This window comes from Microbulbifer mixtoriginis (SeqCode), assembly GCF_052466865.1.
Map to the genome: position 1 here is coordinate 2,204,363 of NZ_CP174293.1, position 20,397 is coordinate 2,224,759.

Consider the following 20,397-nt stretch of genomic DNA (forward strand, 5'->3'; position numbering starts at 1 on the left):
AACTTCATCACAGGATTTCAAGATAATGCTTGTCATTATGGAGAGCTCACTTTATAAAATGATCGTGCCATCTAGGTAGCTCCAGTTTCTTTTTTGGGGGGAAGTCGGGAGCTATAGAATAATTTTTAAAAAAAATATTTGGACTAATGATGTTCTCGCTTGCCGACCTGTTCGATAGGGTTATTAGTGGCTTCTGGAGTGGAAGCCTTGAAAATCTGACTGGGGAAAACTTATCAAATCAATGCTGTGAGAGGGCTCTGTCTCTTTTGCAGTTGGCCGATACTCCGTTGGTCCATGGAGACAGGCTGGTAATCAGAGCGCAAAACGATATTCCTACAGTGGCAACAATGTTGGCGGCCTGGCACCTCGGTTTGGTGGTGGTTCCCGTCAAGGGTGATGCCTCACAATCCGCAGTGAGTACAATAGCAAGCGACTGCAATGCCAAGGCCATTGTGGAAGGTGAAAATGTTATTTCGCTGGCTACTTATCGACCGCAGCAGCGATTATTTGAACTCAGCACACCTGTCAGGGTGACAGGTGTTGACCTGGCCCTCATTATCTATACCTCGGGAAGTACCGGTAAGCCAAAGGGCATAATGCTCACCCACCAGAATGTGCTTACTTCTCTGGATTCACTCTCGCAGTATCTTCGCTTGGCTGAGACGGATCGCATACTCTGCCTTTCACCATTGTCATTTGATTACGGTTTATACCAGGTGTTGTTTGCCCTCAAAACGGGGTGCTCAACAATTCTTTACGATAAAACGTTCAACCCTCTTCATGCTTTGAAAGTAATATCTGATCAGAAAATTTCAGTGTTACCCATTGTTCCGGCGATGGGGGCTGCCTTGGCGAAACTTTTGACACTGGTAAAACCTGATCTTTCTGTACTTCGCGCTTTAACCAATACTGGTGGGCACCTACCTGAGTATGTCATTCGCACTTGGAAAGAATATTGTCCGGCGCTCGATGTTTTCTCAATGTATGGTCTCACTGAGTGTAAAAGGGCCCTTTATCTGGAACCGGAGCTTTGGGAGCAGAAGATGGGGTCTGTGGGTAAGCCTATTCCCGGCCTAGATGCTCGAATTTTTCTAATGGATGCCGGTACCAACGCCTATAGAGAGGCCGAGGTCAATGAAATTGGTGAGCTTTTCGTGCGTGGCTCCGGAGTTATGCAGGCATATTACGATCCCTGTGCTCAAGGGGGGGCACAAATCTTTAATGGTCTGTACCGGGATGATAACTGGCTTGCTACTGGCGATTTATTTAGTCGGGACCAGGAGGGTTTCTATTACTTCAGGGGGCGCTCCAAGGATCTGATCAAGCAAGCAGGTTTTTGCCTTTTCCCCAAAGATTTGGAAGCCGTAATTGATACATGCCCGTTGGTACACCTCAGTGTAGTGCTCGGTTCTTTAGATAAGTTTCAAAATGAGGTTGCGGTTTGTGTAGTTGAACTGCAGGAAAACACGCCCGAAAATCAACAGCAGCTCAAAGTGTGGTTGAAAGAGAATCTGGATGCTGATTACACTCCGAGGGAAGTGCGATTTGTTGAATCAATCGACCTGACAGCAAACGGCAAAATTGATAAGAAAAAACTTGAACAAGAGCTTCAAGCATGAGTTTTCTCAGTTGGAAATACTGAGACTATTTGGTCGGCGGGCAGCGGACTAGCTTAATAATAAATAATATTTTAGACCGGTAAGTCGTAAATACGGCTGAAATATTTGTGCCCTATATAAGAATGAATTTAAATTTATCCTGGTGATATCATGAAAGCTTCATTGGAAAAGCTCGTTGCCCAGCTGAGCCAGCAAAGGCAACACTTTTCAACACCGTGCTATGTCTACTCCCTAAAAGATATTGCCGATAACTACCAAAAACTGAAAGGCCGCCTGGGAACATCTCTCATATATTCCCTAAAGGCGAATAGCTGCCTTGATCTTGTCGTACGTAGTGGTCATGTTTTTGAAGATGGAGTTGAAATTGCCTCTGTGGGGGAGTTGAATCTTCTCCCTCGAGGTGAAAGCCCTCGCTATATCAATAACCCTTCCGCAGATAAAAGTTTCCTCAGAGCGGCAATTGCAAGTAAGTGCACACTGGTGATCGATAATCTATCCCAGTTAGAAATCGTTAAGGAGTTTCAGGGGAAGCGTCCGATTAATCCGCTGATACTTCGTTTGAACCCCAGTACCTTGGATCAATTTGAGAAGGCTCCGGTAACCACGAGAAGAGACCACTTTGGCTTTGGTTGGAGTGATGTTGAAACGGCCTTGGCATTCTGTAAAAAACATGAGTTGAAAGTTGCTGGATTCCATGTGTTCCGAGGATCCTATAATTTCGCAAAGCTCGCTTTTAATACTGCGCAAGCAGCTTTGCAAATAGTTGAGAAATTTGAGAGGGAGCTCGGCTATGCCATTGATTTAGTTAACCTTGGCGGTGGCTTTGATCTGAATTGGGAAAGTATTGATTTTAATTTTGAACAATATAGGGAATTACTTGGTGAATTTCCCTCTCACATAAAAATCGCCCACGAAAGTGGGCGTGCTCTGGTTGCCAGTGCGGGATATTTTGTAACTCAGATTCGCTACGTGAAATCGATAGAAGGGCAGCAGTACGGAATCTGTGATGGCGGCATGGCGCAGAACTTCCTTTTAGCGAAAACGGAAAGTACTTTTAAACGCTTCAGTCAGCCACTGATATTGCGTGGCGATGAAATATTGGAATTTGAGAGCAGTACAGAGAGCTGTTTGCTGGTAGGTACTTCCTGTAACAAGGAAGATGTGATCGGTGAAATAAAAGGCGGGCCTGTACAGCCTGGCGACTTGGCTGTTTTCAGCAATTGTGGAGCCTATAACGCGAGCTATACCGTTGCTCCATTCCTGAGTTTACCTTCTGCTAAATCCTACCTCATGGAGTAACTTATGGAACTGCAATCTATTGCCGGTAGCTTTGTAATCAATCAGCTTTCTTCCGTTTCTCCAGTGCCAGCTTCACTGCAAGGGCTTCTTGAGGAGGCCTGTGTGCGTCTGTTCGACGCTTCAATGATCATTGAAGACCCTCTGACAGAGCCTGCCCCTCTTCGAGAGCCATCGGTCAAGCAGCCACTAGAACAATTTGAACAAACTTTTGTTATTGATCAAATTATTGACAAGGTGCGCGATGAGGGGTTGGCCCACCATTTCCATGAAATGATAGGACTGTTTGGTTCCATCATGATGAGCCTGACGGCGACTGAAGATCAGCTGGCTCAAGTGAATAACTGGGTGGAGCAGGGGATTTTTGGTCACTTCTTGATGACAGACCCCGGTGGCCCAAGCCTGCAGAGCTGGAAGACTGAGATACAGGATGATGATGGTGTTTTGCAGCTTAATATCAATAAAATTCATGGTATAGAGGCACAAAAGCTAGGGTTTGCCATGGTTGTTGCCAAACAGGCAGCAAGGCCATTCCCAGTTACATTGATGCTGCCTCCTGAACTCTGTGCTGAATTGAAGCAGTCATCTGTTGGTGAGCCCTTCCTGGATGGCAAGCTGCAACTGGGGAACTGCCGTGGTCGTGTCCCAGTTACTAAAGAGATGCTGCTTAGCAAAGGTGGTCTGGGGAGTGTTAATCGCTTCCTGACACTTGTGCGTCCCCGTTTTGTGAAGTCTCTGATGCACTTTGTGCTTTGGTTACGAGATCAAGGGGAGGTTGAGTTGTCTGTTGCGGATCAGGAGATTGTCGAGTATCTGATTTATCTCTGTAATGAGCAAACCTCGGCCACCATCTTCTCAATGCATAGTGTGAATAGAGTGCTGGCAACAAAATTTGCCAGTAACGAATTACTTTTGCACTTGGTATCTTCGGGTAAGGTACAAAGCAAAACTCGCCAGCGGGATTTGCTGGCGTTTACCAAGATGGAAGGAAGTTCCTACCGCTGCTTTTTCGAGATTTATAGTAAGGCGAAAGGGCATCGGCTATGAGCTTATACCTGAAGTCAGCGGCATTTACCCCCATAGAAAATATTACTTTTGCAGAGAGTGGAGGCTTGCAAGAAGCCTTCGCACAAATCGGTGAAATTATATCTGAACAGAGTGCTCGTGTAACAGAGGTTATTCCAGAGGAAGTAAGGGCTGAGATTAACCGACACTTTCTTTGTTCAACCATGATTGAGCTACCTTTTACGACTGGGGCCGTTAATACGGACGATTTAAACTCTCTGAAAAATCGACCAAGTATTCCTGTGACCAGTTTTGTGAACACTTATGAGTGTGCATCCTGGGGTTACAGCCTGCGCTATTACTTGCGACAAAATCCCGCTGTACGTTATGTGCTAGTCAGTATTCTGGATGCCAATCTACTGGATTTAAGCTTTTGGCAGAGTAATGAAAATTGGGGCAAGAGCGGCTTTGGTTTATGTACATTGCTCTTGGAAGTCGACTCATTCAGAGTGGAAGATATTACAGCTGGTTGTGCGGTTACCTATAACACAACACCAGAGTTTGCAACAATTATCAGAAAGATGGCCAGTGCTGGGAAGGATCTAACTTTATCTTTGCCATTTTTCCCAGAAAACATACGACAAATATTTACCCGTTTACTCAGTAGTTTCCAGCAGCTTCCCGATCTTCATGAAAGGTGGGGGCACTGTTTTGGTAGTGATCCCTGGTTAAACATTATTAGCCACGGAGTTGAGGGTAGATTCCAAGAGGAAGAGAAGCTATTGGTATGTTCTATTGCTCTCAATGGCTATTACTGTACGGCTGAAGTTAGGGTTGACCAGGGTAGCACTTTTTACTTGGCGGAGGCGGTATGAGTAAAGTGATAGAGCTTTCCAGTAGGTTACTGCGCAATCCCTATCCGCAAACCCCTAAACTCTGCGCAGCCCAGACATTGCCCTTGAAAGGTGAATCTGATTTTCTAGCAATTTCTCAGTTACCGGTGGGTACAACTCCAGTACTTTTAAGCTTTGCTGAGCACTATCAACTCTTGGTTGAGCTATTGGAGTGCTTGGATCAATCTGGGGTTCTGATCGAAACAATCTTGATGAGAATGCAGATGCCTGCTGGTGGAAGAATGCCAAAAGTATTTCTACATGAGCGCGTCTTAATGTTGCAGGATATTCAGGCTGAGGAATATATCTTACAAAGGGAGGGCAAACCGTATCTGGTTATTGAGGATAACTTGGTACGACACCCTCTGGAAGCAGGCAATAATAGTATTCACATCAGGATATCTGCTACAGAGAACTGTGAAAAATTAGTTTCTTTATACTCTGAAAAATTATTGGAATTAGGTTTTGGTGCCATTGAAAAAATGGCCAGGGAAGGAACCGCATAAAATGTATATAAGAAGCCTCTGGGTTGATCATAAAGGGGAAACAGAGCAACTGTTGAACTCCCTAAACCATTACCTTTCGGGATTGGATTATATCCCAGAGCTTGTATATATCGTTTCAGCCGGCGAGGCTAATGTGTTACTTGAGCGGCCGGTTATTGAGTTTCTAGTTCAGCTGGAAGAGGCTGGGCATAACATTCAATTTGTAGGTAGTGCATGTACCAGTTTTCATGCTGCGCTTTTAAGTTATTCCAAACGTCATGAAGAAGACGCCCTAGTTATAAATTTAGAGCTGGGTAAAGAGCGGCAGCAGGAATGCCTGGATGCCCTGGGTATAGGAATAAAGCCTGGGCAGGACGGTTTGGATGTGATTACAGGAGTGGCAGTTTCCTGGTTATGTAGGCATTACCACGAACGGAGTTTATGCCAAATTTCCAGTTGTGATATTTTATCGCAAGCGCCATCACTCAATGGGGCGCCTGAGCTGGTGCAAAACCTCAAGAAATTAATGGCGACTGATCTGGACAATTCCTGCCGTGTAGTGTCCTTTGATATTCAATCTCGCTGGGCGAAAGGATTGCTGAAAGGCTTTTCTCATGAGGATAAAACTCATTGGCTGCCTAGTGTTGAGCTTGATGGGCTTCACTATCTTAGTATTAAGCCTCTTGCGGAGATTGATAAATATTGTTTGAGAGACGAAATTGAAGGTCTCTGGATAATCACTCTTGGTGGCGGTGGTAGGGCTGGTTGCCTCCGGGTACACAGAACCCCACAAGCAAATGGACAGCTGCTTTCCCGTCTGGTGAACACAGAGACCGTTTCTCTTGAAGAGGCTTATCAGGGTTTTAATGCAGCACAAAGTCTCGAAGATGCATACGGCCAGGATCACCTTCCTCATGTTCGCGGCGCCATGATTTATCCCCAGAAAAAATACCGGGGAAGACATAACCAAATATTTCACTGGGTGCTGGGTTCCGGCAGCTGGCGGTCACTCTTGGAAAATCAAGGAGCCAAACATGGGTAGAAATATCTATAAGTCTGATTTGCGGGAATTTAAATTTCTTATTGAAGACCAGTTTCATCAGGCCAAAACACTATTTGAGCACCCTCGCTATAGTGATTGCTCTGCTGAAATCGTAGATGATGTTCTGCAGCGTGCGAAAAAATTTGCTACCGAGGTATTGGGACCAGGTTATCAAGAGGCTGATGAACAAAGTTGCCACTTGATTGATGGCAAGGTACAGCTGCCTTCCTCTTTTCCGGAGATGTGGAGTCGTTTTAAAGAGGAATGGGGAGACTTATCTTCTAGCAGTGGCGGTCAGGTAACCGATCTTCCGCCCTTTATAATGCAAATGCTGTTAGAAATGTTTATGGGGGCTAACCCCAGCTTTATGACCTATGGTGGTTTTTGTTTGCCATCTTCTACCCTGGTAGAAAAATATGGTTCAGAAATTCAAAAAGCACTATTTAAGGACAAATTGGCTACTTCTGAGTGGACCTCTTGCCTTTGTTTGACTGAGCCACGGGCTGGCAGTGATGTTTCCCTGGTCGATACCAAGGCCGCGCGGCAAGCAGACGGTACCTATTTACTCACCGGCGAAAAGTACCTAATCAGTGCTGGTATGCACGACCTAACAGATAATACCTTGTACTTTGTGATGGGTAGAGGGGAGAAGAGTGGCTCGGGAACCTATGGTTTGTCTTGCTTTATCGTACCCAAATACTGGGTTGAAGAAGATGGCAGCCTAGGAGAGTTTAATCATGTTGAATGTATCTCCCTTGCTGACAAAATGGGTTTTAAAGGTTGTGCCAATACTCACCTTACCTTCGGCAAGAATGGCCAATGCCGTGCATATTTACTAGGTGATCGGGAAAATGTTGGATTATTGCAGTTCTTGACCCTGATGAATCAGGCAAGAATTAGCACAGGGGTTTATGCCCTGGGAATGGCTTCCTCGGCTTACTACAACGCTCTAGCCTATGCCAGTAAACGCATTCAGGGTAAACGTTTTCATGAAAGCTTCAGCGCTACGGCCAGTAGGGTCAATATTGTTGAGCATGTAGATGTGCAGCGCATGTTACTGGAAATGAAATCCAAGGTTGAGGGCTGCAGGGCCTTGATCGCCAAGCTGACCCTATCTGAAAGCTTACTCAAGACATTCGAGGGGAATGAGGCTAAGAAAACTGAGGCTACCTATCATCAGGGGCTGGTAAACCTGCTGACTCCCGTGGTGAAAGCCTATATCAGTGATCAGGCATGGCGCATTTGTGAACTGGCCATTCAGACCTGTGGTGGCCAGGGTTACCTGAAAGAATTGGGTATTGAGCAGTATGCTCGGGATATCAAGGTACTCGCCATTTGGGAAGGAACTAATTATATCCAGAGCCAGGATCTTATCCGAGATAAGTTAGGGCTGGGCAACTCCAGCAAGCTGTTTCAAATTTATAAGAGTGAATTTGAATCATTTATTAATAGAGCGGGTGATTTCCCCAATTTCAAAACCGAATTTAGCCGCCTTCAAGAATCCTTTGAGCACTTGGAGACTGTCCTGAAAACCGTACATGTGTGGGTCAGGACCAAAGAGATGTTCAAAATTCCGGCTTACAGTACTCGTATTCTGCACATGATGGGGGACATTACTCTTGCCTGGTTGTTGCTAGAAGCTGCCTGTAGTGCATCCAGTCGCCTGAGTAAAGGAGAGGGGGATAAAGCTTTCTACGAGTCCAAGGTCACTAGCGCTAAATTCTTTATCAGGAATGAATTACCCAGAACCAAGATGGTGATGGACATTATTCAGGATCATGATTCATTTTGTCAGGTTGACTCTCCCGTATGGGACTCTCTTCTCACTGGGGTGGAATCGCTGTGATGAATGCTTTCGATCAAATACAAAAAGAATATGACGTTGTCATCATTGGCGGTGGCTGGGCCGGGTTGACTCTGGCTCGGCAAATTAGACGCGGTGACCAGGATGTTTCAATTTTGGTTGTAGAAGCCAGTGATAGTTTCCGTGCAAAAGTGGGGGAAGCTACTGTTGAGATGACCGGCCATTACTTTATGAAGCAGTTGGGCTTGGTTAATTATCTCTATAGGAACCACCTTCCGAAAAACGGTTTGCGCTTTTTCTTTGATAAACCTGATCACAGCTTGTCTCTAACCGAAATGAGTGAGCACGGAACTACTAGTATTCCGCCTCATCCAGCTTTCCAGCTGGATAGAGCTCGCTTGGAGGCGGACCTGGTTGAAATGAACCGGGAAGATGGTATTCAAGTTCTGATGGGTGTGAAAGCCAAGGGCCTCAGTATTGAGTCTGACGATAACCGTCATTCCGTTCAGCTGTCTGTGGCTGATTGCAAGACTGAGATTGCAGCCCGCTGGTTGGTGGATTGTAGTGGGCGCAATCGCTTTGCAAAGAAACATAAAAAGTTAACACGCCAGGAGAATGTACCCGAGCACTTCTCTTCCTGGGGACGCTTCAAGAATATCCGGGATATTGACTCCATGGGAGATGAATCTTGGAGAAAACGGGCTTTTGGCCGCTTCTTATCTACCAATCATTTTTCCGGAGATGGCTATTGGGTGTGGTTTATTCCACTGAGTGGTGGCTATACCAGTGTCGGAATTGTCGGTGAAAAGGATAAGTTTGAAAAACCACCCACCAAGCGTGAAAGCTTCCTGGATTTCCTGATGAATTATCAGGCAATTTCAGAATTGTTAGATGGCGCTGAGCTGGTGGATTTTGAAGCTTGGGGGCAGCTTGCCTATCGTGCGGATGAATTTATTTTCCCCGATCGTTGGGCCACCTCTGGTTTTGCCTCCATGTTTCTCGATCCCCTGTTCAGTGGTGGTGGCGATATGATCGCTTTATTTAATGATCATATCTGTAAATATATCCTGATGGATCTCGCTGAACCTGATAGAGACAAAGCCCAGAATATACTGAATCAGGAGCTAGCCATTGCGAACCAGACCGTAAAAGAGTTTTATCAAGGCCTCTATGCTCATGTGGCCAATGTATACCCGGTTATTGATTCTGCTGAGCTCTGCTCACCTCTGTTGGCATACAACACTGCTGCTTATTTTCTTGAAATCGCCTGGGACTATATGTCAGGCAGCTACCTGGATCAGGAGTACTGGCAGCGTAAAAGTTACCTGCGCCGAGGTTATATGGCATTGGAGCTTATATTACAGAGGCAGTTGATAGATACCGCGAAAGTTCTTAAATCGGAAGATCGTTATTACCGTAGGAATGATGAAGGATTTTTTGAGTCTGGAGCGGATCATTACAAGTATTTTGTCTACCTGATGGGCACTGCTGGTCGGGATGGTTGGCGCATTGATTTAAGGGTAAAGCTGTGGGTTGAGATATTTCTCAAGGTGATTGAGGCCAAATTGGATTTCCCTGGGCTAGCTAACAAAATGGTAGTTCAGCAAAGTATATTGTTGCCGGATTTATTGGGGAGGCCCAATTTAAGCACTGCCGATAAGGGGTGGTTGCTGGAGAAAATTTCTGAAAAATTCTCAGAAATACTCTCAGATGAAGCGGAGCGCCCTGTTCAAGTTAGAGTGACGGAAGACTCTTTCCATACGGAAGCGCTGGAAATTAAGGATTCTTCGGGAGAGCTAACTATAGATGAGCTTGACAAGCTCGCTAAAAAAGCCAAATCGCTCTGGTCTCAAAATCAGGAATACATTGCGATGCCAGGTATGGTACCGGTTTTCTTGGCGTTTGCACGTAGCCAACCCGACAGCATTATGGATTCTGTAATTGATCAGAGAAAAGCTATGGGAATGGATCAACAAGCCTCAGAAAGTCCTGTAGTGGAGGCGGTGTGATTCAAGAGTTTTTCAAAGCGCGTGATAGTAAGAATCTGGCATTTCGCTGGCTGCCAGCAGAAGATACAGAGACCGCGCTCATATGTATGCACGGCAGCACTTTTAGCAGTCAGTGGTATTTAATGTTTGGGCGAATGCTACACAAACAGGGAATGTCCATTTGCTTACCGGATTGGCGAGGGCATGGGAAAAGTGAGGGGCGTCCTGGAGATCTGGATTATCCGAACCAATTACAGGATGATCTGCAGGATCTGATAGCGCACCTCAAGGAGAGAGGAGTTCGCCGTTTTGTACTCGGTGGGCATAGCGCCGGCTCCCTTGCCTCTCTGCGATACCTCGGAATATATGGTACCAAGGACATCGTGGGTTTTTTTGCTATAGCACCACCGCTAACCCAGGCAGAAGAAACTCGAAAGTATGATATTGCCACTTCAGGACTTGAGTACTTTATCCGCTATTTTCGTAAACGGCGACACAGCAGACCAATGGCGGGCCCAGAGCAGCAAAATTTGCCCAAAATAAATCTTTGGAAATATTGGCTGGCGATGCTTATTCCTGCATTCAGGCGGATGCCTGTTTTAAGCTTCCCTCCAGTAGGTTCAGCTGCTGGTAATCAGGGTAGGGTACTTGATTGTAGCTTCAACTTACTTAGTGCTTACACTATTAAGAGATATACCGATCTATTCGCCAGTATTGATATCCCGTGTCATATCACCGTGGGCCAGTACGATGAAGTAGTCGATGCACATACCTTATATACGGTAATGAATTGGTATATCTCACCTAAAGTAGAATCCTATTTAACTGAGATTCCGAATGCTACCCATATGTCAGCTATCTCAGCTTCGGCTAAACCGATCTCCAGCTGGCTCGATAAGGTGGTAGAGAGGCGATTGGAGGCTGCTTTGTGAAACAAATGGTTTATGATATTTCTGGGGTAAAGCCTGTAACACTAGCAGTGGGTGCGGAGTTCTCTGTGTTGGACTTATACCCCGATAAATATAAAAAATTATTGAGTACATCAGGGGTTAAGCATAAGGGTGTTATCCAGAGAAGTGATCGCAATTGCTTTCACATTAAAGTTGCAGATTTGTTCAATTTGCCCCTGTATTACTTTACCCTGAATGAGCAACTGTTCATCAGTGCGAAATTGTCTTCATTTTTGGCCGTAGGTGCAGATAAAGTCGATCTGAACTATTTGGTTGAGCTTGAATATTTCGGTTTTCCTACTGAAAGAAAAAGCCTGCTGGAAAATGTCAGAATGATTTTTCCGGGTGATGAGGTGACAATCACAGCTGAGTCATTAATCTGGCTGGATGATACTCTTGCTACAGAACCTAATTTGAAAGCTGCTTTGGTAAAGCCTCAAAGCAGAGGGGAGGCCTTATACAATCTTCTCCCCATGGTGGCTTCACAATTATTTACACCTTTCGATCATGTGTTCTTTGCTCAAGTGTTTGAGCAAGTAGAAGCTTGTGAAGAGCTTTTGTGCGAAATTAGTAAAAATAGCCTGCCGCGAAAATTTGGGTTTAATCGTCAAAGGTCAGATATCTTTAAAGCGGCGCACAAGTCCAGAAAGGTTGAAGGTATTGATCTGAAAAACTATGTTAGAGAGATTAATGATCAGCTTGAATCGAGCTGGGAAGCTTCTGGTAAGGAACAGGATAGGGATGTCTACCTGGCAGAGTATTTGTATCATCCTTATATTCTTTTTCATCTGAATATTCTGGCTGCAGAGTTAGGTAAGGAGGTCAGGATTGTCGACGAGAGTAATTTGAAAGAAAAGGGTGGTCTGAATCAAATTTTCTCTTTGGATGACAACCCTATAGTTAATGTTTATGAGTCTTTTCAGAGGGTGTTTTTTTACGGAAACCGATGGCTTTCACGCATCTGGTTTTTTATACCCCCTATGATTAGCGCCAAGATTATTAAGCGGCAACAGAAATACTCTGAAGGTGAGCAGCATGTATGTATATATGCTTTGACCCTAGATTATTTGTTGCGATTCTATCCCTTGAAAGTTGGTAATGTAACTGGAGATTAGGTATGTCTACAGCAGTCGTAGAGAGCAAAGTACAGGAACTCTGTGAGCAGATCGCTCTTATGCTGAATGTTGATTCTGTTGATGCGGATACCCCTATTGCTGAGTTGGGTGTGGATTCACTCAATATTGTTGAAGTGATATTGATTTGTGAACAGCTTTATCCTGGTGTGATGAGCCCAGAAAATCTGGTTTTTGATGAGCACACTACCCTAAAGGAAATGGATACACAGTTGCTCGAAAATTCAGCTGAGATTTAAATCTTTTTTAGGGGGTAGCCCATGTTTAAGAAAATGCTAACAATATTAATAAGTAGTCTTCTGATTGGTAACATTATTGCCTGGTTTTCAGGGGCTGCTCCCATTGACTTCAAAAAGATAGACTATAGCAAAACTGAATTTGAACAATTGGAGTTTCTGACAGCTGAGCTGGATCAGAATCAATCTGACCCTGAATTAATGTTGCAACTTGGGCAGCTGTACAGCTACCACAATGAAATAGACAGAGCGGATAATTTACTGGCTACCGCCTACCAACAAGATCCTGAAAATATGCTGATTAAAGCAGCCTATTTTTCCAATGAAGGTAAGTTGGCTGGTGCCATGTTCGATCCGGCCATGGGGTTGTATAAACTTTATCGTCTGCGTCAAGCGATGAATCAAGTGGATGAAGCGGCGCTACAAGCTAGCTCTGACTTTAATGTGCGACTGGTTCGGCTGCTCACTTTTTCTTTTGTTGGTGAAGTTAGCGGTCACTTTGACAGAGTGTTTGAAGATGAAGACTGGTTCATAGCTCTGATAGAAAAAGATAATGATGCTTTACCTGGGGAAGTCAAACAACTTGTGTATCTGGCTCTCGCTAATGCCTACAGGATTAAAGGGTTGGATAATAGTAATGAACTTAATATAGCTCTGGATTATTACCAGAAAGCAGAAAGTTTGGCTGAATGTCCTTCTACCATGTTGGATGCCTGTGAGCAGTTGAGTCAAATGGTTATTACTTTGGGCGAAGCCTAATGTTGGTTGAATTGCGCAATGTATCCAAACGCTATGCTATGGGTGATATCTGGGTAGACGCCCTAAAAGATATCACTCTTTCCTTGGGAAAAGGCGAATTTCTCGCTGTGAAGGGGCCTAGCGGTAGTGGTAAGAGTACTTTGCTTAATATTTTGTCGGCTCTTGATCAGTGCGATTCCGGCACTGTTCAGGTTGGCGGTGTCAATATCGGTAAATTGGGAGAGCACAAGCGTTCAAAATTCCGAAACCGGCACATTGGCATTGTATTTCAGTCCTTTAATTTGATACCAGTGCTTACTGCCCTGGAAAATGTGATGTATCCACTGACTCTCAGGGGAGTGAAGAATGCCAAAGCAAGGGCTCTGCAGGCACTGAAAGATGTAGGCCTTGAAAAACAGGCTGGGCAAAGACCAACCCAGTTATCGGGGGGGCAGATGCAGCGGGTAGCTATAGCCAGGGCGATTGTCACACGGCCTGATATTGTATTAGCAGATGAGCCTACGGCAAATCTGGACTCGAAAACCTCAGAAACGATCATGGCGCTGATACAGAAATTGAATAGAGAGCAGGGCATAACCTTTGTTATTTCAACACATGACGATTATGTAACTAGCCTGGCATCCAGAGTGATTACTATTTTGGATGGAGAGTTAGTGAGTGATCGCCTTAGTGGTGACGTTCTGGCTAGTGGGTATGATAGATCCAGTATTACAAGTTCGGGGGTTGAGGTATGAAAATACTTAGCACACAGGATTTTCTGAAGGTACTTACAGTTTTCTTTTTTCTGTTTGTCAGCCTTCCAAAGGTGATTGCTGAGGAGTACATACCCCCTTCAGAGATCCCCTCTTCTAACCTCGAGAGAGTTCGCCTGGTTGAAGATTTAAATGAAGAATCCACACCAGAACAAAAGAAAATTGCGTATTTGGCCGAATTGGCATTGCTGACTTCCTCAGGGGATACACGAGTTGAACAAGTGGAATCCCTGGAACAAAAAATGACCAAATTGAAGAGCACGCTGAACAATGATCCAGAGTTGAGTGCCGCTCTAGGATCGGCAATTTCCTTTCGATCTAGTTTCTATCTCGATCAATTGGCAAAGCTATCCTTATTTTCAAGGCGGGGAAATCGCATGATGGATAGGGCAGTAAAGCAGGCCCCTTTCAATCTTGGGGCAAGATTGCAGAGGGGCATCAGCTGCGCAAATATGCCGGCCTTCTTGAAACGGGCCCGCTATGCAGTAGAAGACCTGGAGTTAGTTCAACAAAAAATTGGTGGTAAGTACGGTGATGAGTTCCAGGCATTTGTCGACTACTACCTTGCACAGGCCTATGAACGTAATGATCAGGCAGATAAAGCCAGAGAACTCTGGACAAGGTTGACAGCTTCAGAAACCGAGTGGGCGAAAAAATCTCGCCTGGCCCTGGAGAAACTTTAGTTATGACTCTGGGTTGGAAGGTAGCGCTGTTAAATATTCTTAGAAACGGTCGACGCAGTATAATCACCCTTGCGGCGGTTATTTTTGGCTGTACCAGCTTGATTGTGTTCGGTGGTTTTGTTCAGTCCATGTACGATGGCATGCGTGAAAGTATGATTCGCTCGCAGCTAGGGCATATCCAGATTTATGCCGATGGCTACAACCAATATGGTAAAGCCGAGCCAGAAAAGTACCTGATTCCCTCTGCCAGCTTAGAGCAGATTACCCAGCTAATTGAAGAGAAGAGCCAGGCTTTGGTTGTTGCACCGCGACTGAATTTTAATGGTCTTCTGAGTGATGGGAAGCAGTCAATTGCAATATCGGGTATTGGTATCGATGCTGAAAAAGAGGTACTACTTTCCTCTGCAATCCATATTGTAGAAGGTGAAGATCTATTTCCTGAGGATGTTGCTGCTGCGCATTTGGGAGAGGGGTTGTTCAACTCCCTGGACGCTCAGGTAGGGGACTACCTAACATTGCTTGCAAGCACCCAGGATGGAGCAATAAATGCGGTAGACATTCAGATAGCCGGTGTGGTGACCACTGGCGTGAAGGAATTGGATGATCGCTTACTCAGAGTCAATTTGCCACTTGCGCAGGAATTACTTTATACCTCGGATCTAACCCGGCTGGTTGTATTGCTTGAAGAAACTGAACAAACCGATCTGGCTGTAGACGCCTTGCGTAATGCATTTAAGCAACAGAATCTAGGGCTGGAATTAAGAAGCTGGTGGGACTTGGCGGCTTATTATCATCAGGTTGTTGGCCTATTTAATGGAGTGTTTGGTTTTATCACCTTAATTGTCCTGGTGATTGTAGCTCTAAGCATATCCAATACCATGTTGATGGCTGTGATGGAGCGCACCCGAGAGATCGGAACTATTCGAGCCATGGGCGGGACACCTACGCAGGTAGTTGGCTTAATTCTTTTAGAGTCTGTGTTTTTAGGTATTATCGGTAGCCTCTTAGGATTGCTTATCGGAATTCTTGCGGCAAAGGGCATTACTTATGCCGAATGGATGATGCCGCGGCCGCCGGGCAGTACTCAGGATTACCCGATAAGGGTATTTGTGGTTAATGAAATTCTTATCAAAACCTTTGCCTTAGGTTTTTTGGTCTCCTTAATTTCTAGTGTTTATCCAGCAGTAAAGGCTTCCAGAATACCGGTAGTGAATGCGTTGAGGTTCACTTGACGGTAATGCAATAGGTTTATAGTAGTAGGGTAAAAAGATGAAAAGAATCCGTTTTATTTTTTTTGTTGGGTTTTTATTCTCCCTGGTCGTACCAGCAGTGGCTGAGGTAACGGCTGAATCCCTGGTGAATCGATTAGATGAAGTTAGGGGGTATAAGGATCAAGGATTTGTTTTTAATATTACTAATATCAGCTATAAGAAAGATAAAGAACCTCGAACTAATACGCTCAGTGTTAAAGTGTTTAACGATAAATCTTTGATTCACTTTGAATCTCCCGCCCGTGAAAAGGGGAGGGCCATGTTAAAGGAAGGTAACAATATGTGGCTCTATATTCCCGGAACTCGCCGAGTTATTCGTATTGCACCGTCTCAGCGGCTGATCGGGGAAACCAGTAATGGAGATGTTGTTGGGACTAATTTCTCCAGAGACTATCGTGCAGAAATTATTGGAGAAGAAACCCTCGAAGGGCAGGATTACTGGTTGTTGGAGTTAACTTCAACGGCTTCCGGTGTGGCTTATGCAAAAGTGAAAGTGTGGATGGAAAAGACAGAAGGAAACCAACCCTTTAAGAGTGAATTCTATTCCCGGTCAGATCGCCTATTGAAAACAGCTTTTTACAAAGAATATAAAACCTTTGGCGATGAATTGAAATTACATAAGCTCCTTCTCGTGGATGCCCTGTTGCAGGAAAACTATACCTGGATGAAATTCGATGATTACCGTCTCAAGGAATTGGATCAGGCTATTTTCCAGAAGGCCTCATTGGGTAAGCTGAATTAATATAGAAAGACCATGGCGATGCCAAATTTAACCCAGCATAAACTGGCCATAATCTTAAGTGTCTCTGCCTCAGCTGCTTTAGCTAGTGCACAAGAGTATAAAGACCCTTTCTCTAATGAGCTCTCTGAAAGTTCTAAATCACAAGATCTTTCATCCAGTAATAGGGAAAGTGGTTATTATTGGAATTATGATATTTCCGCTATTGCCTATCAGCAGCAGAATAGCGTGCGGGAAGACCAGTATTTTAACCCTGGAAATCTACAATTTGGTGAAAGAGAATCTTTGCTAGCACTGGATTTCAGTAGTCAGTTTTTATCGGGGCCACACTTTTCTACTTTTACTCGCCTAGCCTTTATTCAAGACTATAAGGTGGATGACGGTGGCGCCTCTTCAGAAGAGTTCAATGCCTACTTATTGGAGGGATACTTATCTTCGTACACATCTAACCGGAGACTGGGTATTAATATTGGCAGGATCAAACCTCAGTGGAGTAATGGTTACAATTGGTCCCCTGCCAACTTACTCAAGCCTGTCTATGACCGACCAAATCTGGATACAGATGATCTGACTCAACAACAGGGTTGGGATATGGCGCATCTGGATCTTCGCTACGGTGACTGGAACGCGGGTATCTACATTGCTGAAGTGGAAGATAATCTGGATCGGAAGCTGGACCATCCGTTTGCTGACCACGAGTATCAATATGCATTGGTTCTGAATAGGGAGGGAGATCTGGATACCAGGTTGGTAGTACACCAGTTGGACGGTGGAGAACTGAATGCGGCCCTGGGTTTGAGTGCATTGGCACGTGATAATATTACTCTACGATTTGAGGGGGCCTGGGAACAGCAGCGCGAGCTGCCAGTGGCTAGTGATATCTCCTATGGAGGTCTACAGGATCACGGTTACCTAAAAGCAGTGCTAGGTGCTCAGATGAGCCTTAAAGGCGGCTGGGATATTACGGCAGAATATCTTTACAACGAACATGGGTATGAGTCAGAAGAGTGGGACCAGGTTATCGAACAAGTGGATCTTGCCAAGCAAGGTTTACTGTCTGTTCAGGCGCCAGCTGCCTTTAATTTCCTGATTGATAGCTATGAGCTGTTATCGGTGGGGCAGTTGCGCCGGGAGTATTTGTTTTTTATGTGGGGTAACACCCGGATTGAACGCAAGTTTCAGTATCGCCAGAGTATTCAATATAACATTGATGATCAGAGCCAGTATCATAACGTGGAATTAATCCAAAATTGGACAGAGCATTTCAGCACTCGACTTCAGGCCCAAGTGTTTAGTGGCTGTGAGAGCTGTGAGTTTGGCCTAATTCCGAATGAGCACTTGCTCCGCTTGAGTTTTTATTACGATTTTTAGTAATCTACTAATTGTTTAGCTTCAACTAAAATAATAGAAGGCTTTTGGGACTACTGATCGCTTCCAGCAAGGAAGTTTTCATATTTTTTTGCCTTCTCCAGGTTGCCGGATTCCCGATTAATGGAGATTAAAGCCCGAAGGATATCTATTGAGGAAGGGAATTGCTCAAGCCCCTTCTCAAGCGTTGCCAGGGCTTGTGTAGAGTTGCCGGCGGAGTGTAGTGCGATCGCATAGACATATATATAGCGGCTATCAGTCTGTTTAGCCTCAGAGGCCTGTTTGAGATAACCGATAGCCTCTGAGTGACGTTTCTGTCGTATTAATGATAGCCCTAAGGAGTGTTGTATTGCTGCCTTCCTCTCTGCTTTATCCAGAGCGTTTCGCAGCACTTCTTCTGCACTTTTCTCTTTTCCCTTTATTCGATAAAGGTCTGCCAGATTGATGTATGCAGCTGTGTAATAGGGCGCTTTACTTATAGCTCGATGATAGAATACTTCTGCTTGCTGAGAGTTATCTCTCTGTTGAAGTAGACCCGCCAAGTTGGATAAGGATTCTGGTCGATCACTGTTAAACAGTTCTGAGGTTATATATTCCTGAAGTGCCAGAGAAAATTGCTGGCGAACCTGAGCAGGGTAATTTCCCAGGGGTAAGGTTGCTAGAGCATTGGCGGCCAAAGAGCGGGTGACGCGTTCTCGCTCGTAGAGTAGAGGTATTCCCAGGGCAGGTCGTAATTGCTCCGGTATTCTATCTAATGACTGTGCCAGTGCCAGACTGAGTAGTGGTTCATCGCTTTGTGCTATGGATTGCAATAGTTGTACAGAATCGCGGCTGAGGTATTCCGCCAGAAAGGTTATAGCGGTTGCTCTAGCGATTGCTGGCTGTTCTCGGTCTAGGATCAATTTACTTAATTTCTTCTCTGCATCCCATGCTCCTGTAAGGCCTGCGTATAAAGCCTCGCCAAAGTGTTTTGTCTCTGCTGGGCCAAATCGCTTGCGCAGAACTTCAGCAGCCCACTGATTGCTTTGATTCTTATGGCAATTGATACAGGCATTTGGTGTTTTTAATTGATCTGAAAGGTCTGGACGGGGGATGCGAAAACTGTGATCGCGGCGGCTATCTACCTGCATAAAGTTCTTTGCTGGCATATGACAATTGATACATCGCGATCCGGGGCTGTTTATTGGGTGAAGATGATGATTGGTTTGAGCGAACTTCTCAGATAGATGGCACTGGGCACAAACCCCGTCGCCACTGCTACGTAACTGTAAACTATGGGGCTCATGACAATTGCTACAGGTGACGCCTGCGCTATACATTTTACTTTGTAAAAAAGAGCCATAGACATAGACCTCTTCGTTAATTTGACCATCCGCATGATAGAGAGGTGGTTGTAGCAGGGCGAGGTTATAGTGATCCAAAAATTTACTCCCAGCAGTTGCGCCAGGTGAGAATGTCGCGCGCCTGGAATGGCATTGTGCACAAGTTTGTATTTCTTTGGCGACCTTGGTTGATTTGCTTGAGGCTATTCCAGTTTCAAGGTTCATTTTCCACTGGTTTGTATTTATCCTCTGTAATTCATGAGTAAAGCCAAAATTTTGAAGGCTCTGTTGTTGATTCTGAGCCCATTCAAGATGCTTGGAGGCGGGCCCATGACAGGATTCACAAGCGATATTTATCTCAGACCAACTGGTTTGAAATGTATCAGTTTGAAGATCGTAATTTTTTTGTAGATTAGTAGAGTGGCAATCCGCACACATAAAGTTCCAGTTTTGATTAATACCACTCCAGTGTAGGTAGTTTGTATGTTCGATCTTTTCATTAGGGTATAAATGGAACCAGCGTTGACCACCATCTACTGCTGGGCGGTTATCCCAAGCGATACTGAGCGCCTGTAGCCTCCCGCCGGGAAATTGAATCAAGTATTGCTGGAGAGGAGTTACCCCAAAAGTGTATGAAATGGGGAATTTTTCTAGAACACCTTCAGTTCCTTCGGTCTCGACAAAAAAATTTCCTTTTCGCTTATAAAAGGTTGTAATTACTCCGCCGTGGTCAAAGGTGGTTCCATCGAAGTTGCCGAGGACAGTGTCTTCACTAGCTGGCATCATAGCTTGCGCGTGATGGGAGTCTTTCCAGGCAGTGCTTTCTTTTTGGTGGCAGTTTTGGCAGGATGCTGAACCGGTATATGTTGCGTGCTCTTTCTCCGAATGATTTATCTGATGGGTAGTGGTTAAGATAGATTCGTTTTCATCAGTTTTACCCATTTCGGATTTTTCATTGTTATGCCCGCCACATCCAGCTAGTGGTAATAGAGCGAGAACAATGAAAATCATGTAAATTTTTCCAGCTATATTTATCATATATTTAGTTTTAT

The 20,397-nt window shown here is 44.8% G+C and carries 18 protein-coding genes; 17 read left to right on the forward strand and 1 reads right to left on the reverse strand.

Going from position 1 to position 20,397, the window contains the following annotated elements:
• Positions 1–146: 146 nt before the first annotated feature.
• The 17 genes from ACJJJA_RS10210 (at position 147) to ACJJJA_RS10290 (ending at position 18,026) form a co-directional block, all read left to right on the forward strand.
• Positions 147–1,619 (forward strand): class I adenylate-forming enzyme family protein, encoded by a 1,473-nt coding sequence (locus ACJJJA_RS10210; protein ID WP_444904495.1) that lies wholly within the window; start codon positions 147–149, stop codon positions 1,617–1,619.
• Between the two features lie 150 nt (positions 1,620–1,769).
• A complete protein-coding gene (locus ACJJJA_RS10215; RefSeq protein WP_444888732.1) occupies positions 1,770–2,918 on the forward strand; it encodes a type III PLP-dependent enzyme domain-containing protein in 1,149 nt (382 codons plus the stop codon).
• A gap of 3 nt (positions 2,919–2,921) precedes the next feature.
• Positions 2,922–3,962 (forward strand): hypothetical protein, encoded by a 1,041-nt coding sequence (locus ACJJJA_RS10220; RefSeq protein ID WP_252085535.1) that lies wholly within the window; start codon positions 2,922–2,924, stop codon positions 3,960–3,962.
• A complete protein-coding gene (locus ACJJJA_RS10225; protein ID WP_444904496.1) occupies positions 3,959–4,795 on the forward strand; it encodes a hypothetical protein in 837 nt (278 codons plus the stop codon). The genes ACJJJA_RS10220 and ACJJJA_RS10225 overlap by 4 nt, the downstream gene beginning before the upstream one ends.
• Positions 4,792–5,319 carry a hypothetical protein gene (locus ACJJJA_RS10230; RefSeq protein WP_252085537.1) on the forward strand — a complete coding sequence of 176 codons (528 nt, stop codon included), beginning with the start codon at positions 4,792–4,794 and terminating at the stop codon, positions 5,317–5,319. The genes ACJJJA_RS10225 and ACJJJA_RS10230 overlap by 4 nt, the downstream gene beginning before the upstream one ends.
• Before the next feature lies 1 nt (position 5,320).
• Positions 5,321–6,340 (forward strand): hypothetical protein, encoded by a 1,020-nt coding sequence (locus ACJJJA_RS10235; RefSeq protein ID WP_444904497.1) that lies wholly within the window; start codon positions 5,321–5,323, stop codon positions 6,338–6,340.
• Complete coding sequence (locus ACJJJA_RS10240; RefSeq protein WP_444904498.1) at positions 6,333–8,186, forward strand: acyl-CoA dehydrogenase family protein; 1,854 nt, start codon at positions 6,333–6,335, stop codon at positions 8,184–8,186. Before ACJJJA_RS10235 ends, ACJJJA_RS10240 begins: the two co-directional genes overlap by 8 nt.
• A complete protein-coding gene (locus ACJJJA_RS10245) occupies positions 8,186–10,153 on the forward strand; it encodes an NAD(P)/FAD-dependent oxidoreductase (protein ID WP_444885278.1) in 1,968 nt (655 codons plus the stop codon). Before ACJJJA_RS10240 ends, ACJJJA_RS10245 begins: the two co-directional genes overlap by 1 nt.
• Positions 10,150–11,064: an alpha/beta hydrolase gene (locus tag ACJJJA_RS10250; protein ID WP_252085541.1), complete on the forward strand. Its 915-nt coding sequence runs from the start codon at positions 10,150–10,152 to the stop codon at positions 11,062–11,064. Before ACJJJA_RS10245 ends, ACJJJA_RS10250 begins: the two co-directional genes overlap by 4 nt.
• Positions 11,061–12,197, forward strand: coding sequence for a hypothetical protein (locus tag ACJJJA_RS10255; protein WP_444904499.1), 1,137 nt, complete (start codon positions 11,061–11,063; stop codon positions 12,195–12,197). The genes ACJJJA_RS10250 and ACJJJA_RS10255 overlap by 4 nt, the downstream gene beginning before the upstream one ends.
• 2 nt (positions 12,198–12,199) lie before the next feature.
• On the forward strand, positions 12,200–12,454 hold the full coding sequence (locus ACJJJA_RS10260) for an acyl carrier protein (protein ID WP_252085543.1): 255 nt from the start codon (positions 12,200–12,202) through the stop codon (positions 12,452–12,454).
• Positions 12,455–12,475: 21 nt separating this feature from the next.
• Positions 12,476–13,210 carry a tetratricopeptide repeat protein gene (locus ACJJJA_RS10265; RefSeq protein WP_444885276.1) on the forward strand — a complete coding sequence of 245 codons (735 nt, stop codon included), beginning with the start codon at positions 12,476–12,478 and terminating at the stop codon, positions 13,208–13,210.
• On the forward strand, positions 13,210–13,944 hold the full coding sequence (locus ACJJJA_RS10270) for an ABC transporter ATP-binding protein (protein ID WP_252085545.1): 735 nt from the start codon (positions 13,210–13,212) through the stop codon (positions 13,942–13,944). The genes ACJJJA_RS10265 and ACJJJA_RS10270 overlap by 1 nt, the downstream gene beginning before the upstream one ends.
• Entirely contained in the window at positions 13,941–14,645 is a 705-nt protein-coding gene (locus ACJJJA_RS10275; RefSeq protein ID WP_444898445.1) for a hypothetical protein, read from the forward strand. The genes ACJJJA_RS10270 and ACJJJA_RS10275 overlap by 4 nt, the downstream gene beginning before the upstream one ends.
• A gap of 2 nt (positions 14,646–14,647) precedes the next feature.
• A complete protein-coding gene (locus tag ACJJJA_RS10280; protein ID WP_444904500.1) occupies positions 14,648–15,877 on the forward strand; it encodes an ABC transporter permease in 1,230 nt (409 codons plus the stop codon).
• Positions 15,878–15,914: 37 nt separating this feature from the next.
• Positions 15,915–16,658 (forward strand): outer membrane lipoprotein-sorting protein, encoded by a 744-nt coding sequence (locus tag ACJJJA_RS10285; RefSeq protein ID WP_444904501.1) that lies wholly within the window; start codon positions 15,915–15,917, stop codon positions 16,656–16,658.
• A gap of 18 nt (positions 16,659–16,676) precedes the next feature.
• Positions 16,677–18,026, forward strand: a complete 1,350-nt coding sequence (locus tag ACJJJA_RS10290) for a hypothetical protein (RefSeq protein WP_444904502.1) — start codon at positions 16,677–16,679, stop codon at positions 18,024–18,026.
• A 50-nt stretch (positions 18,027–18,076) separates the two neighbouring features.
• Here the strand turns inward: ACJJJA_RS10290 and ACJJJA_RS10295 are convergent, their stop codons facing one another.
• The gene (locus ACJJJA_RS10295; RefSeq protein ID WP_444904503.1) at positions 18,077–20,356 is read right to left on the reverse strand and encodes a tetratricopeptide repeat protein; all 2,280 of its coding nucleotides are present in this window, start codon (positions 20,354–20,356) and stop codon (positions 18,077–18,079) included.
• Between the last annotated feature and the right edge of the window lie 41 nt (positions 20,357–20,397).

Excerpts from the sequence above, each read along its gene's own strand:
- ACJJJA_RS10220 (WP_252085535.1), top strand. The coding sequence starts at position 2,922 with ATGGAACTGCAATCTATTGCCGGTAGCTTTGTAATCAATCAGCTTTCT.
- ACJJJA_RS10265 (WP_444885276.1), top strand. The coding sequence starts at position 12,476 with ATGTTTAAGAAAATGCTAACAATATTAATAAGTAGTCTTCTGATTGGT.
- ACJJJA_RS10210 (WP_444904495.1), top strand. The coding sequence starts at position 147 with ATGATGTTCTCGCTTGCCGACCTGTTCGATAGGGTTATTAGTGGCTTC.
- ACJJJA_RS10240 (WP_444904498.1), top strand. The coding sequence starts at position 6,333 with ATGGGTAGAAATATCTATAAGTCTGATTTGCGGGAATTTAAATTTCTT.
- ACJJJA_RS10230 (WP_252085537.1), top strand. The coding sequence starts at position 4,792 with ATGAGTAAAGTGATAGAGCTTTCCAGTAGGTTACTGCGCAATCCCTAT.
- ACJJJA_RS10285 (WP_444904501.1), top strand. The coding sequence starts at position 15,915 with ATGAAAAGAATCCGTTTTATTTTTTTTGTTGGGTTTTTATTCTCCCTG.
- ACJJJA_RS10225 (WP_444904496.1), top strand. The coding sequence starts at position 3,959 with ATGAGCTTATACCTGAAGTCAGCGGCATTTACCCCCATAGAAAATATT.
- ACJJJA_RS10275 (WP_444898445.1), top strand. The coding sequence starts at position 13,941 with ATGAAAATACTTAGCACACAGGATTTTCTGAAGGTACTTACAGTTTTC.
- ACJJJA_RS10290 (WP_444904502.1), top strand. The coding sequence starts at position 16,677 with ATGCCAAATTTAACCCAGCATAAACTGGCCATAATCTTAAGTGTCTCT.
- ACJJJA_RS10280 (WP_444904500.1), top strand. The coding sequence starts at position 14,648 with ATGACTCTGGGTTGGAAGGTAGCGCTGTTAAATATTCTTAGAAACGGT.
- ACJJJA_RS10270 (WP_252085545.1), top strand. The coding sequence starts at position 13,210 with ATGTTGGTTGAATTGCGCAATGTATCCAAACGCTATGCTATGGGTGAT.
- ACJJJA_RS10260 (WP_252085543.1), top strand. The coding sequence starts at position 12,200 with ATGTCTACAGCAGTCGTAGAGAGCAAAGTACAGGAACTCTGTGAGCAG.
- ACJJJA_RS10245 (WP_444885278.1), top strand. The coding sequence starts at position 8,186 with ATGAATGCTTTCGATCAAATACAAAAAGAATATGACGTTGTCATCATT.
- ACJJJA_RS10295 (WP_444904503.1), bottom strand. The coding sequence starts at position 20,356 with ATGATTTTCATTGTTCTCGCTCTATTACCACTAGCTGGATGTGGCGGG.
- ACJJJA_RS10215 (WP_444888732.1), top strand. The coding sequence starts at position 1,770 with ATGAAAGCTTCATTGGAAAAGCTCGTTGCCCAGCTGAGCCAGCAAAGG.
- ACJJJA_RS10235 (WP_444904497.1), top strand. The coding sequence starts at position 5,321 with ATGTATATAAGAAGCCTCTGGGTTGATCATAAAGGGGAAACAGAGCAA.